This is a genomic window from Psychrobacter maritimus (genome assembly GCF_904846345.1).
In the GTDB taxonomy this organism is placed as follows: Bacteria; Pseudomonadota; Gammaproteobacteria; order Pseudomonadales; family Moraxellaceae; genus Psychrobacter; species Psychrobacter maritimus.
Genome location: NZ_CAJHAJ010000004.1, coordinates 229,249 through 243,476 on the forward strand (window position 1 = coordinate 229,249; position 14,228 = coordinate 243,476).

At 42.7% G+C, this 14,228-nt stretch carries 15 protein-coding genes and 1 pseudogene; 14 read left to right on the top strand and 2 right to left on the bottom strand.

Annotation, left to right across the window (positions count from 1 at the left end; genetic code table 11):
• Positions 1-13 precede the first annotated feature (13 nt).
• The 3 genes from JMX50_RS07480 to JMX50_RS07490 all read left to right on the top strand — a co-directional run bounded on the left by JMX50_RS07480 (position 14) and on the right by JMX50_RS07490 (position 1,561).
• A complete protein-coding gene (locus JMX50_RS07480; RefSeq protein ID WP_201629062.1) occupies positions 14-343 on the top strand; it encodes a DHCW motif cupin fold protein in 330 nt (109 codons plus the stop codon).
• Between the two features lie 66 nt (positions 344-409).
• Positions 410-1,216, top strand: coding sequence for a PhzF family phenazine biosynthesis protein (locus JMX50_RS07485; protein ID WP_201629063.1), 807 nt, complete (start codon positions 410-412; stop codon positions 1,214-1,216).
• A 12-nt stretch (positions 1,217-1,228) separates the two neighbouring features.
• A complete protein-coding gene (locus tag JMX50_RS07490) occupies positions 1,229-1,561 on the top strand; it encodes a YnfA family protein (RefSeq protein WP_183618447.1) in 333 nt (110 codons plus the stop codon).
• A 155-nt stretch (positions 1,562-1,716) separates the two neighbouring features.
• Here the strand turns inward: JMX50_RS07490 and JMX50_RS13275 are convergent, their stop codons facing one another.
• Positions 1,717-1,839 carry a hypothetical protein gene (locus JMX50_RS13275; RefSeq protein WP_020443648.1) on the bottom strand — a complete coding sequence of 41 codons (123 nt, stop codon included), beginning with the start codon at positions 1,837-1,839 and terminating at the stop codon, positions 1,717-1,719.
• 389 nt (positions 1,840-2,228) lie between these two features.
• Here JMX50_RS13275 and JMX50_RS07495 point away from each other — a divergent pair, with 389 nt between their 5' ends.
• From JMX50_RS07495 to radA, 11 genes are all read left to right on the top strand, one after another.
• The gene (locus JMX50_RS07495; RefSeq protein WP_201629064.1) at positions 2,229-2,852 is read left to right on the top strand and encodes a 6-pyruvoyl trahydropterin synthase family protein; all 624 of its coding nucleotides are present in this window, start codon (positions 2,229-2,231) and stop codon (positions 2,850-2,852) included.
• Positions 2,845-3,372 (top strand): tRNA (adenosine(37)-N6)-threonylcarbamoyltransferase complex ATPase subunit type 1 TsaE, encoded by a 528-nt coding sequence (gene tsaE, locus JMX50_RS07500; RefSeq protein WP_201629065.1) that lies wholly within the window; start codon positions 2,845-2,847, stop codon positions 3,370-3,372. Before JMX50_RS07495 ends, tsaE begins: the two co-directional genes overlap by 8 nt.
• An 84-nt stretch (positions 3,373-3,456) precedes the next feature.
• On the top strand, positions 3,457-5,226 hold the full coding sequence (gene mutL / locus JMX50_RS07505) for a DNA mismatch repair endonuclease MutL (protein ID WP_320157652.1): 1,770 nt from the start codon (positions 3,457-3,459) through the stop codon (positions 5,224-5,226).
• Positions 5,227-5,326: 100 nt separating this feature from the next.
• Positions 5,327-6,496 (top strand): tRNA (adenosine(37)-N6)-dimethylallyltransferase MiaA, encoded by a 1,170-nt coding sequence (gene miaA / locus JMX50_RS07510; RefSeq protein ID WP_201629066.1) that lies wholly within the window; start codon positions 5,327-5,329, stop codon positions 6,494-6,496.
• A gap of 404 nt (positions 6,497-6,900) precedes the next feature.
• Positions 6,901-7,440 carry an RNA chaperone Hfq gene (hfq, locus tag JMX50_RS07515; protein WP_201565261.1) on the top strand — a complete coding sequence of 180 codons (540 nt, stop codon included), beginning with the start codon at positions 6,901-6,903 and terminating at the stop codon, positions 7,438-7,440.
• A gap of 429 nt (positions 7,441-7,869) precedes the next feature.
• Positions 7,870-8,862: a KpsF/GutQ family sugar-phosphate isomerase gene (locus JMX50_RS07520; RefSeq protein WP_201625159.1), complete on the top strand. Its 993-nt coding sequence runs from the start codon at positions 7,870-7,872 to the stop codon at positions 8,860-8,862.
• A 97-nt stretch (positions 8,863-8,959) separates the two neighbouring features.
• Positions 8,960-9,526, top strand: coding sequence for a KdsC family phosphatase (locus tag JMX50_RS07525; protein ID WP_201629067.1), 567 nt, complete (start codon positions 8,960-8,962; stop codon positions 9,524-9,526).
• Positions 9,523-10,107 (top strand): LPS export ABC transporter periplasmic protein LptC, encoded by a 585-nt coding sequence (lptC, locus tag JMX50_RS07530; RefSeq protein WP_201565264.1) that lies wholly within the window; start codon positions 9,523-9,525, stop codon positions 10,105-10,107. The genes JMX50_RS07525 and lptC overlap by 4 nt, the downstream gene beginning before the upstream one ends.
• Before the next feature lie 239 nt (positions 10,108-10,346).
• The gene (gene lptA, locus JMX50_RS07535; RefSeq protein WP_183619124.1) at positions 10,347-10,835 is read left to right on the top strand and encodes a lipopolysaccharide transport periplasmic protein LptA; all 489 of its coding nucleotides are present in this window, start codon (positions 10,347-10,349) and stop codon (positions 10,833-10,835) included.
• A gap of 250 nt (positions 10,836-11,085) precedes the next feature.
• Positions 11,086-11,796 (top strand): LPS export ABC transporter ATP-binding protein, encoded by a 711-nt coding sequence (gene lptB, locus JMX50_RS07540; RefSeq protein WP_201565290.1) that lies wholly within the window; start codon positions 11,086-11,088, stop codon positions 11,794-11,796.
• 295 nt (positions 11,797-12,091) lie between these two features.
• Positions 12,092-13,531, top strand: coding sequence for a DNA repair protein RadA (radA, locus tag JMX50_RS07545; protein WP_201629068.1), 1,440 nt, complete (start codon positions 12,092-12,094; stop codon positions 13,529-13,531).
• A 168-nt stretch (positions 13,532-13,699) separates the two neighbouring features.
• On the opposite strand, the pseudogene JMX50_RS13320 reads toward radA, so the two are convergent.
• A pseudogene (locus JMX50_RS13320) lies at positions 13,700-14,047 on the bottom strand (septal ring lytic transglycosylase RlpA family protein); the annotation flags it as partial.
• Positions 14,048-14,228: the final 181 nt, after the last annotated feature.

Consider the following 14,228-nt stretch of genomic DNA (forward strand, 5'->3'; position numbering starts at 1 on the left):
GGAAGATGACGTCATGGAAATGAAAAACATACCTTTTGCTACTACCGACTGGACGACAGTAGAAGCTGTGGAAATCAAAGGCGAAACGGGTACAGGATATTGGAAGACTCGTGAATTTGATTCTATCAATGTGCATATGGTTGAGTATTCTGCAGGCTACCTTGCCGATCACTGGTGCGATAAAGGGCATATTTTGTTTTGTATTGAGGGCGAGCTAAACACCGAATTAAAGGATGGGCGTACTTTTACCTTAACAGCCGGTATGACTTATCAAGTAGCGGACAATACGATTGCACATCGTTCATCAACGAAGACAGGCGCTAAGCTATTTATTGTTGATTGATATTGGCGGTAACCTCATAAAGCTATAAAACCATAAAGTTATAAAAAATAACAGCGAGAATATAAAATGCAGCTAGAAATCAATGTCATTGATGCTTTTACGGATACGGTTTTTAAGGGCAATTCAGCGGCGGTTATCATTACAGATGATTGGTTAAGTGATGATTTGATGCAATCGATTGCCTTTGAGAACAATTTATCTGAGACGTCCTTTATTGTTCTCGATGATGACGGCATTTATCATATCCGCTGGTTTTCACCATTGACTGAGATTGCATTTTGCGGTCATGCAACCTTGGCGTCAGCTTTTGTGTTATTTAACAAAAATCCTAGTATAGAAACCATTAATTTTTCCGCCAAAGCGGTTGGTGTTTTAACTATCGTGCAAACAGACGATGGCAAAATACAAATGGATTTTCCTAATACTAAGCCTGAAAAGGTCAAAGATATTCCCGAGAGTTTGCTGGCAGGATTGTCTATTGCACCAGTCGAAGTTTATAAAAACACCCAAGCATATTTTGTGATTTATAATGCTGAAGCAGATGTCCTAAACGTAGAGCGCGATAACGAGCGACTAAAACAGCTTGCGCCATTAGATGTAGTGGTCACCTGTCAGGCTACCTCTGCTGACCACAAAGATTACGATTTTATCTCACGTTATTTTTGGCCAGCCAATGGTGGCGATGAAGACCCAGTGACAGGCTCGGCTCATACTGCTTTAGCACCATTATGGGCGGAGCGTTTGGGTAAAAATGAATTGATTGCTTATCAAGCATCAAAACGAGGCGGTATTTTAGACTGTGTCGTCGCAGGTGACAGAGTAATGATTTCTGGCAATGCCGTACAGTATATGACAGGATTTATCACCGTTTAGGAGTAGATGGTTTTGACTGAGTTAAAAACCGTTGGATTGTTTGCGCTGACCGCATTGGCAGAGATAGCAGGCTGCTATTTGCCTTATTTATGGCTGCGAGAAGGTAAGTCGATTTGGCTGCTTGTTCCGGGTGCGCTAAGTTTAGTTGCTTTTGTTTGGCTATTGTCTTTGCATCCAACCGCAGCTGGTCGAGTTTATGCCGCTTACGGCGGTGTTTATATTTCGATGGCAATTATATGGCTGTGGACAGTGAACGGCATCAGGCCGACCACGTGGGATATATTGGGTTCTATCGTCGCGCTGCTAGGCATGGCAATTATTATGTTTGCGCCGCGCAGTACTTAGCATAAAAACAGTAGTTAGTATGAAAATAATAGCTACTATAAAAACAGTATCTAGCATAAAAAATGCCAATCAAACCGTGAGGTTCAATTGGCATAGCTTTAATTAGTATGGTTTAGATTAATATAGTTTCAGTTAGCATACTGATGCACTAAATATTAATGTTTACCTAAGATACTGCCGTTGTCATCTTTTTTAGATTGCTTAGCGGCTTTTTTCTCTTTTGCCGTTAATAGCGGTTTCTTTTTTACGTTCTTTTTACTGTCTTGACCTTTACTCATGGTATTTTCCTCTTGAGATAAGCCGTAATCCCTTTAAAACCAGTGTAAACAAGCTTAAAGGTTAGGTTATATGCTGATGACGCAAATTTTGCGTACTGCAATGAGTATAGGCTTAAGGTGTCGCAATAGATAGCGTCAGCACAATTCACCTACGATTGGATTTAGACATCTCTTTTTAATCCTGCTCCTCAAATTATTTTTGATAAATAGATTTGATAAAGGGGTGTTTAGTGTTATGGATTTATTTAGTCAATATGGCTATTAATAAGTGCTTACTTACGGAGTCATCGTGATTTGCTATAATGAGCCACAAGCCGATGAGTCGTCGCGGCAAGCTTTTGTAATACTCATATTTAGCACAACGATGCTTACTGTTTTGGTTGATTATTATGCGTATCCGTAAACTGTTCAAATTTGAAAATGCGCATATTGTGCGTAATTGTAGCTCAGAGCGCTGCAAGCATTCTATCCATGGTCATAGTTATCAAATCGAATTGATTCTTGAGGCTAAGCGCTTAGACCATGGGCAGATGGTCTATGATTTCGGTTTATTAAAATCGTCTATAAAAGATATTATCGACAGCTTCGATCATGCGATTTGCTTTTGGAACAAAGACGACCCTGAGTATATCGCCGCCTGCAAAAAATTCAGTGCACGCTGGATAAGCTTGCCGGTATCGCCATCAGCAGAGCAGTTCTCACGTGTGATATTCTTTTGGGCGCAAGAAATTCTAAAACAAACCCAAATGCAAAACGGTGAATCTGATGTCAGCGTTTACTCGGTGATTGCACACGAAACTGCAACCGGTTATGCGCAGTGTTTTGCTGACGATGTGGCCAATGAACAAATGGGCAAGCTTAATTTAGAAGCGTTTGAGTTTAGCGATCAGGTCAGCAGTGAATGGTATGACCCTGAGTTATATGCCAAGCTGATTCGCGGTGAGAATTTTGTTAACCCGTCAGTCACGATGCAAGTACAGACGCAAGTACAGGCAGGTAACTCTGATGTCTAATAGTATAAAAGAAGAAAAGAACGTTAAAGCGTTTACACTGTACTCTGAAGCCGATACCCAGAGTTTGGCAGCGCAATTGGCAACTTTACCAATATCCGGTAGCGTTTGGCTGGCGGGGGATTTGGGTGCAGGTAAAACCACGCTGACTCGTTATTGGTTGCAAGCGCTCGGACATACCGGTGCCGTTAAAAGCCCGACTTATACCTTAGTTGAACCTTATAGTATCGAGCAAAATGATGGGTCAATTAAGCCAGTTTATCATACTGACTTATATCGTTTGCAAGATCCAGAAGAGCTGTCTTTTATTGGCTTTGATGAGTATTTAGATGAGCCAAATGCCTTGGTTATTATCGAATGGGCCAGCCGTGCGGACAGCTATTTACCGCCGCCGACTTTATTTATTGATATGGTTCAAAGTGACAGCGTAGACAATAATAAAAAAGAAGCCCGTCAAGTTGAGCTACGACTATCAAAGTCAGGTCAAGCGCAAGGCTTAGATTTATCTTCTCTTAAGATTTAGTTTGCATCTAATATCTGTAGCCAATGTAAATCACCAATAGCCGACAGTATCATTTATCACCACGCAAAATAACGATACCTCTTAATGCCACAAATGCCAGACAACCATTCTCATACTCGCATCAAAAAACTATCGCCGCTGCTGATTAATCAATTGGCAGCAGGTGAGGTAGTAACGCGTCCAGCAGCCGTGGTTAAAGAGTTGCTTGAGAATGCGATTGATGCTGGTGCGACCAATATTGCGATTCATATTACCCAAGGTGGCATGGGGATGATTGAAGTGGTCGATAATGGCATGGGTATCCATCCTGATGATATGGTTATGGCGATTACCCGGCATGCGACCAGTAAAGTCGCGGATGTCGCTAATTTGCATGGTATTACGACCTTAGGCTTTCGCGGCGAAGCATTGGCAGCAACGGCAGCGGTTTCTCGTTTGACCTTAACCAGTAGTCATGATGACAGTGGTGTTGGTCGCCAGTTGCAAGTCGCCGGTGTATTGGATGATGTGCCAAAGTTGCTGCCAGTTGTGCATAGTCGTGGTACGACCATTACCGTTAAAGATTTATACTTTAACGTACCAGCCCGTCGCGGCAACTTAAAATCTATTGCCACCGAGTTTGGTCATATCGAAACGATAGTGCGAGAAGTGGCTTTAGCGCGCGCAGATGTGGCGCTGACGCTGTTTCATGATAATAAAAAGCGGCTGTCTCTTTCTTCAAGTGCAAGCTCTTCAAGAGTCATGTCTGCAAATGATAACAGCAACAATAATGCTGATCGTCTGCCCTTATCGCGTCTCGAGCAAGCGACTGGGCTACCATTAACGGATAACGCCTTAGAAATATCCATAGACCTCACCAGTTTAATGCAGTCGCCTAAAGCCTACATTAATAGTAGCTTTAGCGCTCAAGCAAGCATTAATGGGTGGTTATGGCCAATCACTGATTCGCAGGATGCTTTACCAAAGTTAATCTATGTGAATGGACGACTGGTTAAAGAAGCATTGATTAGCAATCAGCTACGCCAACTTGCTCAAAGCGCAAAGTTAGCAGGTATTGGCTATGCGCTTTATTTTGATCTGCCAACTGAGTGGCTTAATATTAATGTACACCCATCTAAACAGCGTATCAAAATCAGTCCATTGAACAACATCATGGCGCATCTCAGTCATGCGATTCGGACAAAGCTTAAAAATGTAATTAGCAAAAAGACCATTAATTCCGTTAATGATGATAGTCAGGTATTAAATAATAGTCTGTCTATAAATAATACCTTCGCTGCTCAAATGGAACAGACATCATCGACTACTCATTCAACCAAAAGCCAGCAAGTCCAAGCACCCAAACAGCCCTATCAGTTATCAGAAAATACGCCTACTTCTCAAACCGTAGACACATTATTTGTTTCTGAAAACATCAGTCAAAATACCCGTAATATCTCTAACGATGTAGCAATAAATTCGACATCTTTGCCTTATTGTCTGGACGTGATTGACGATTTAAATAGGGTGTTAACTGAATCTGCTAGTACGACATACATCGAAGATAAAGCGCTGCCGCTGTTATTGTTTTATTACCAAAGCCAACATTTACTGATTAGTGCAGCAGATTGGCAGGCAAAGCTCAGGTCATTATTTGAGTCACATGTATTTCGCGATAGGGCATTTAAAAATGAAAAGATGTTGAACAGCGCAGCGGCCATTAATCAGCAACTTGCTACCGTGAGCATGCAAATGTCACCGCAAGACTTAATGATTTTCATAGCAGATATGGAAAGCGTACTTGTTAAACATGCGATCAAATCTATGGATAGCCATCGATTGGTTTCATTGATGCTGTCATCTGCCCCTGAGTAAGTGTGTATCTAACGGCATAAAAAATATAATAAGCAAATTTTAGCAGTGACAAGTCGCAAATTTCCTTAGTGCTAATCATATAATTAATAAAGGCAATTCTATGCAAATTTCGTCTGACAGCTTATCTTATCGCCTCAATTCCAAGCTAACGGATAATAGCGTGGTGTGTTTGATGGCACCAACCGCGAGTGGCAAGACTGCACTGGCTTATGAGTTATTTGATACGGGGCGTTACGAGCTGATTTCGGTCGATTCAGCATTGATATATCGTGATATGAATATCGGTACGGCGAAACCAACGGCTGTTGAGCTGGCGCGCTATCCGCATCATTTAGTCGATATCATTGACCCGATGCAGAGCTATAGCGTCGCTGAGTTTGTGCATGATGTTGCCCGTTTGATTGATAGCTGTCATGAGAATGGCAAAATTCCCTTGCTCGTCGGTGGTACCATGATGTATTACATGGCGCTCATTGATGGGCTATCGCCAGTCCCAGACAGTGATGATAACGTGCGCGCACGCGTGGAGCAGTGGCGGCAAGAGGAGGGTATTAGTGCGCTGTATGACTATCTTGGTAAGATAGATCCAATAAGCCATGAGCGTCTTAATGCAACGGATACTCAGCGTATTACTCGAGCGCTTGAAGTCTATCTACAAACCAACATACCCATCAGTGATTGGCAAAAAAAGCCTAAAAAAGCCTTGGCTCATAATCCCAATCAAAATTGGCATGCGTTGGCAGTGATGCCTGATCGCCCATGGTTGCATAAGCGTATTGAGCAACGTTTGGATATCATGTGGAATGAAGGATTGGTCGCTGAAGTGATAGGATTGCTTGAGCAGTATCCACTGACGCCCAATTTGCCATCGATGCGCTGTGTTGGCTATCGGCAAGTATTGGAGTATCTCTTGCATATTAATCACCCAGTATTTGAGCAAGCACATTTAGATAAAGCACAGTTTTATGATGCTTTTGGTCAATTAGATGCTTCAATAAGTGGGCAGATAAGATCCGAGCGCACAGCTCAGCTAGCCATTCAAGCGCCCGAGCACACTAGCCGGACTGAGGCGCTTGCTTGTCAGCAAATGCAAAATAAGGCATTATATGCGACAAGACAGCTAGCAAAGCGCCAATACACTTGGCTGCGTAAACTTACTCAATTGTCTGATTTATCTGGTGATGTGTCTAACAATGATAAGCAAATAGACAATGCTATAACGATAAAAACGTTTGATACCATGGCACAGGTGCGAGATTATTTATATTGATGCCTATTTATATCGATGCCTGCTTACATTGCTGACGGATTAAACCGATAGCGGAATTAGCAAGACGTAAAAAATAATGACAATTAGTTTCAAAGTATAATGTAGATAGCTGCTATAATTTAAACCCAGTAGCACAGTGGGAATTATATTTATATAACCGCTTGTTTAATGGTCATTAATTAACGTTTGTTGATAAAATGGCTTTTGAAACAAGTGGTTACTTAATAATTTACAATAATAACGTATTCACGATAAAGTGGAATCACTTAACAACAATGAGCGCTTATTTAGATACGTTTTATAAATAAAACTTATTATTGTATCTGCCCTTAGCCATTATAATTAAAGCGACACTTAAAATAATTGGCATTAAAAATAATTATACAATATTTAGGAGAGATTTCATGTCAAAAGGACAAACCTTACAAGATCCGTTCTTGAATTCGCTGCGCAAAGATCGCATCCCCGTTTCTATCTTTTTGGTAAATGGTATTAAACTACAAGGTCAAATCGAGTCATTTGACCAATATGTGGTATTGCTAAAAAATACCGTTAGCCAAATGGTTTATAAACATGCCATCTCAACAGTAGTGCCAGCGCGCAATCCTAGAAGTAGCACAGCAACTGGCACCAGTACAGCCACGCCAAGTGCCGCACCCGTTGGTTATCAAGGTGGTGGTATGAGTAGTGGCTTTGAGCGCGGTAGTAACCTTGCGAGCACAGGTGGTTTTGAAGAGCGCGGTTTTGCCAATCGTAGTGGCTTTAATCGTGGCGGTTTTAGCCAAGGTCAAGAGCGCGGTTTTGAGCGTGGCAGCTTTGGTCAAAGTCAAGAACGCGGTTTTGAGCGCGGTGGTTTTGGTCAAGACCGTGGTTTTGAGGCGCCGTCAGATAATGCGGGCTTCGAAAATAAACCAAATGACGATACTGACGACAGTAATAACTAAAATCTACGTTGAAAGTACTGTGTTTAAGTTTTATGCCTAAAATATCGTACTCAAGAGGTTGTGCTTGCAATAATGGGCTAGAAACATATTGCTCAAATCTAAAGTAACGCTTAATTAAAAAGTATGTTATTAAGATGTTCTATATCTGATTAAGACCTACTATATTATAGTGGGTTTTTTTTGTATAAATAGACGTATAATTGCATCTATCAATGCCAATGTTAGTGCTAAAATGATGGCATATCATCATGCGCGATACTATTAAGCTAGAGCGTTATTAATCGAGAGCATAGTATAGTAAAATATTCTATTGATTCATCGCATATTCCAATTTGAAGAATTTAAAGTCATTAAATTTTAAGTTATATAATTAAAAATTACTAAATTGAAAGTCGCTGAATGTAAAGTCACTAAATATCGAGCTGCTGTATGAGTAATCCCCAACGCAATTTAACCCATCAACAATTTATTAGTACTGCTATCGAAGCGATTCATACTGAGATGGCGGCACTAGAATTGTTAACTGAGCAAATCGATGATAGATTTGCCCAAGCCTGCGATATTATCTTAGCTTGTCAAGGGCGAGTGGTGGTGACGGGAATGGGTAAGTCGGGACTCATTGGGCGCAAAATAGCAGCGACCTTTGCTTCTACGGGTACGCCAGCATTTTTTATGCACCCAGGTGAAGCAGGGCATGGTGATTTAGGGATGTTAGTACAGGGCGACGTCTTACTTGCCATCTCAAACTCGGGTGAATCGGACGAGATTAGAATGCTGCTACCCGTAGTTAAGCGCTTGAATATTCCGCTGATTAGTATCAGCCGAGACAAACGCGGCATGCTACCACGTGCAGCGGACATCGTTCTGACGCTTGGTAAATCACAGGAAGCTTGCCCGCTTAATCTTGCCCCGACTTCTAGTACCACGGCGACTTTGGCATTAGGCGATGCGTTGGCAGTAGCTTTGGTTCATGCCCGTAACTTTACTTCAGAAGATTTTGCATTATCGCATCCCGCTGGCGCGCTAGGACGACAGCTACTGACGCGCGTTGAAGATTTGATGCATACCAATTCAGAAAACTTACCGCTGATTAATCAACAAGCGCCACTACAAGACGCTTTATTTACTATGTCGGCTGGGCGTTTGGGTATGACAGTGGTCACTGATGACGAACAAAAAGTGGTCGGTGTATTTACCGATGGTGATTTGCGCCGCGGCTTAGAGAAAGGCATTGATTTGCAAACTCCGATGCGTGATTTGATGGTAAGCAATCCACGTCGCGTCAGTAAAAGCATGCGCGCATCAGATGCGCTAAGTGTGATGAATGAAAATGGGATTAGCCAGCTGCTGATTATTGATGAGGCAGAGCGCTTGGAAGCCGTCATTACGGTGCATGATTTATTACAAGCCGGTGTGAAGTAAGTACCGCATTAACAATGATGGCATTCATGACTATTGTATTAATAAGTACTATATTAATAACAACCATATTAAAAAAGCCTTTAACAAGAGAGCACTGATGCAAGACTTAATAAAAAAAGCCGGACAGGTAAAGTTATTGGTCATGGATGTTGACGGTATTTTGTCAAACGGTCAAATTATTTATGATGCCAATGGTATTGAAACCAAGGCCTTTTCAGTACAAGATGGCGTGGGCGTTAAGTCGTTGGCACGTTATGGTATTTTAACCGCTATTATTACCGGTCGTAGCAGCCCTATGGTAGACAAGCGCGCTGCTGAGATAGGTGTCAATCACATTGTCCAAGGTCGTGATGATAAGCTGATAGCTCTAAACGAGCTATTAGCCACGCTTGATCCTGCGCTCAATATCACCGCTGCCGATTGTGCCTATATGGGTGATGATTTACCCGATATTAAAGCCATGCAAACCGTTGGTTTTGCTGCAACTGTTCCAAATGCGCATGCAGAAGTCATAAAACGCAGCCATATGGTGACCACGCGCGCAGGCGGCACCGGCGCTGTACGTGAAATATGTGATCTGATTTTAAAGGGTCATGGCCACTATCAAGACTTTATTGCGTCTTATACGCTTGATGAAGCCAAAACTCAGGATAACTTGTCGTGAATACTCGTGTTTTAATCGTTCTTGCGTTGATTCTCGCTGTGATTGCTGGCTGGTTTTTTAAGCAGCAAGGAGAGATTACGCCACCGGTCAGTATCGAAGCGACGGATGTTGATTATGAAGCCACCGATATCAAGGCGGTGCAGACCAATGAGAAAGGTGAAACTGAGTACGAGCTGAGTGCTGAATCATTGACCCACAATCCTGTGACCAATAAGGATGAGATGAAAGGCATTACGATGAATTGGGAGCCTTCAGATGAGCAGCGCTATCGTATTGAAGCGGGCAGTGCCGCTATCAGTCAGCAGACGGGTGAAATGAGCTTATCAGGCGGTTTCTCCTTGGTCAGCGAAGGTAAAGCCGGTGCGTCCGATGTTGAACCTATTAAAGTGACGGGTACTACATTAAAAGGCAATACCAAGTCAGGTCAAGTTTATAGTGATGAGCCAGTCAAAGTCGAGCAAGGTATGAATCGCTTTGAGGCCTCTAGCATGACTGCCAATCTTGAAACTGGTGATTATGAATTTGGCAAGGTTGCGGTTGCCTTTACGCCAGCGAAACGCCAAGACAAAGCCTTGTTTTAATAGCGACTTAAGCTTCAAATTAATATCAGCTGCCGCTTTAATATTGTCCTAATCACCCAATTATTTTAGCCTCTATACTGATATTAGATGCATATTAACAGCAGCACCTAGCAGGAAGTTTGCAAACTCTACTACCCATAATGACACGAGTAACTTTTATGAAATCCACTTTTTTGCCTACTTTACGCTTGCTATCGACGCACTCTATTCAAGTATCAAACGGATTACGTGCGCTGCCGATGGTGATGCTGTTAGCCTTGCCGTTATATAGCCATGCCTTGCCATCAGATGCCAATCAAGAAATCAAATTATTGGCCGATAAAGCCACTTATAGCGAACGCACAGGAATTACCAGCTATTCGGGTACGGTAGTGATTACGCAAGGGACGTTCAAGATGACCGCTGATAATATTACGGTCAATTTATCACAGGGTCGCAGTATCAATTCGGCCGTCGCAACCGGTCGTCCAGCCACCATGCAGCAGGTGGTTACACAAGAAAAAGGCTTGGCAAAAGGTCAGGCCAATAAAATCGACTATAACGCGGTCACAGGTATCGTTACGCTTACGGGTAATGCAAAACTGGTACAAAATGGCGCAAGCTTTGCCGGTAATGTCATTCGTTATAGCTTAAAAGCGGGCGATGTAGAAGCAACCGCTGGTGGCAATCAACGCGTAGAGTTGGTTTTCCCGCCTAATAACAGCACCAATCAAAGCAGCATACGCTAAGTAATTAAACCGATTAACATGTTAAATGACAATTGATTAGATGGCTAATATTGCTCAATGAATTAAAATCTTTAAACCTATAAGCCGTCCATATTTAAGCTATCCATATTAGTGCTTGAGTGTTGCAACTTTACAAGTAAGTGATGAGTAAGTTATGAGTGATATTAAAAATAATGTTGTTAATAGCAATGAGCTTAATAGTGACTCTGTAGCGTCAGCTAATAGCTCTGAACCTGTCGCTCGTTTAACGATGCAAAATTTAGGTAAGCGCTATGGTAAACGCTGGGTGGTGAAAGATGTGTCATTCTCTGTTGAACAAGGGCAAGTCGTTGGACTACTAGGTCCAAACGGCGCGGGCAAAACCACCAGCTTTTATATGGTGGTAGGACTGGTCAACATGGACAAGGGCCGTGTGACCTTAGGAAAAATGGATTTATCCAAATATGCCATGCATGAGCGTGCGCGCGCCGGTATCGGCTATTTGCCGCAAGAAGCGTCTATTTTCCGTAAATTATCTATTGAAGACAATATCTTAGCTATTCTGCAAACTCGTAAAGAGTTGAGCGCCTCTGAGCAGCGCCAAGAGCTTGAAAAATTGATCGGTGAGTTCCATTTAGAACATGTACGCAAATCACTGGGCATGAGTGTCTCAGGTGGTGAGCGCCGTCGCTGTGAGATTGCGCGCGCTTTGGCTGCTGACCCCAAATTTATCTTATTAGATGAGCCTTTTGCAGGTGTTGACCCTATCTCTGTAGGGGATATTAAAGACGTTATTTTAACCCTAAAAAATCGTGGTATTGGAGTTTTAATTACTGACCATAATGTACGTGATACTTTAGCAATTTGTGAAAAAGCCTATATCGTTTCAGAAGGCGCTATTATTGCTGAAGGGACGTCGAGCGAAGTATTAGAAAATGAATTAGTAAAATCTGTTTACCTTGGTAAGGATTTTCAGGTATAAAAAATCTCATGTCTTAATTAATATAATTTTCTAAAACCTCATCTGTATTTTTAGCCAAATATTTCGTTATTAGGCAGACCTTCAACGGATATTTGGTGATTGCTTTTTTATAAGAGCAGTTTTTGTCAGTACATTCTTTGCAAGCACAGTCCTCTATAAATTACCGCCTGACTCTACAGGCTGATATATCATCTCCACTGCTCTTATATTAAAGCTCCTATAGAGCTTCATAAATTCTATTTATTATTCTTTATTTATTACTTTCGATTGACCAGCTGAATAAGGTTCATACGTTATGGCAAAAAATAAAAGTAGCTATGTCTGCCAAGGCTGCGGTGCACATTTTGGTAAATGGTCGGGACAGTGCTCTGATTGCGGCGAATGGAACAGCTTAGTTGAAGCCCCAAATGTCAGCATGCCTCATCATAACAAAAGCACTGCTAAACCAGCAGCAAATCGTGCAACACCTCGCTCGTCGGGTGGAGCACCAACCGGGAACTATTCCGGCACACATAGTGCAGTCATGCCACTCAATGCCGTAAGCGTAGGTTTAGATACGCGTTTACCAACCGGTATCAGTGAGTTTGATCGGGTATTAGGTGGCGGATTGGTGGCCGGTTCTGTCGTTTTGATAGGTGGTGACCCAGGTATCGGTAAATCGACGATTTTGCTGCAAACAGCGACCAATATGGCAAAGGCTGATTCATTGGCGGGTAGTGCTCTGTATGTGACGGGTGAGGAATCATTGGCGCAGGTGGCTATGCGTGCTAAACGTTTAGATTTGCCTGCTGATAGGTTGCGCGTGCTCGCTGAAACCAATGTAGAGACTATTTGTGCCGCATTAACCCAAGAGCAGCCTGCGATTGCTATTATTGACTCGATTCAGACCATTTATACCGATGCCATCAATTCGGCACCGGGCGGTGTCAGTCAGATTCGCGAGTCGGCGGCTATTTTGACCCGTTATGCCAAGCAAACCGGTACGGCATTATTTTTAGTGGGGCATGTGACCAAAGAAGGAACGCTGGCAGGGCCGCGTGTGCTTGAGCATATGGTTGATACGGTTTTATATTTTGAAGGTCAGTCTGACTCGCGTTTTCGTATGATACGCGCGGTGAAAAACCGTTTTGGCGCGGTCAATGAGTTAGGAATTTTTGGCATGACTGATATGGGGCTTAAAGAGGTCGCCAATCCGTCAGCGATATTTTTAAGCCGTTATGACAAACCCGTGGCAGGCTCTGTGGTCATGGTGAGCCGTGAAGGTACCAGACCGCTACTGGTGGAAGTACAAGCCTTGGTTGATGATTCACAAGGCTCACCGAGGCGCATGGCATTGGGACTAGATTTTCAGCGGTTATCAATGTTACTTGCGGTCATGCATCGCCATGGCGGTATCCATACCAGTGGACAAGACGTCTATGTCAACGTCGTCGGCGGCGTGAAAGTAATAGAAACAGGGTCTGATTTGGCAGTGCTCTTAGCTTGTGCCTCTAGTATCAAAGAAAAACCTTTACCGTCATCACTGGCTGTCTTTGGTGAAGTCGGTTTGTCCGGTGAAATTCGCCCTGTACCTAATGGTCAAGAACGCTTAAAAGAAGCAATGAAGCACGGCTTTAAAAATGCGATTATTCCTAAAGCCAATGCGCCTGCTAAAGACGCGCCGCAGTTCAAAGGTATCAATGTGATTGCAGTAGAACGCTTAGATGATGCGATTGAAAGGGCGTTTGAGCTATAAGGTTTTAATAGCAAACCCTTTTATATTCATAATTAAAATTTACACAACAAAAAAGCGCCTAACTTTGAATGAGTTAGGCGCTTTTTTATTTGAAGCTAAAAGTATGGTTTTTCTATAACACGAAACCGTTAAGGGCTTAAAACGCTATTGTTCTAAGACGTTAATGGTTTAAGAGGATGGGCCTGAAACACGTTCAATAGCCACGTTACCCACACCTTTACCAGTAATACCAAGTTGTTTGGCCGCACCATAAGACAAATCTAACACACGGTTACCATGGAACGGACCACGATCATTTACTTTTACCACAACGCTTTTACCATTGTTTTTATTGGTCACTTTAACGTAGCAGTTCAGTGGTAGTGAACGGTGCGCAGCGGTTAGGCCATTCATATCAAAAGTCTCACCGCTAGCGGTTTTGCGACCATGAAACTGACGACCATACCAAGAGGCTAAGCCGGTTTGTTTAAATTTGCTCACAGAGTTAGAGGCGACTGCTGTTAGACGTTCTAGCACGTCTTCGTCTTTAGATACTTGTGCGGTGTCACTGGCCAACAGTGAGCTGCTCAGTGCCAATGAAGTAGGTTGGCGGGCAGACTTAACTAAGCTTGATGCGCCGTCGTGCTGACGACTAAGTTCACCGAGTACACGGTCAATATGGGAGGCGTTATCTTGCGAGATCATTGCAAGGGAGGTT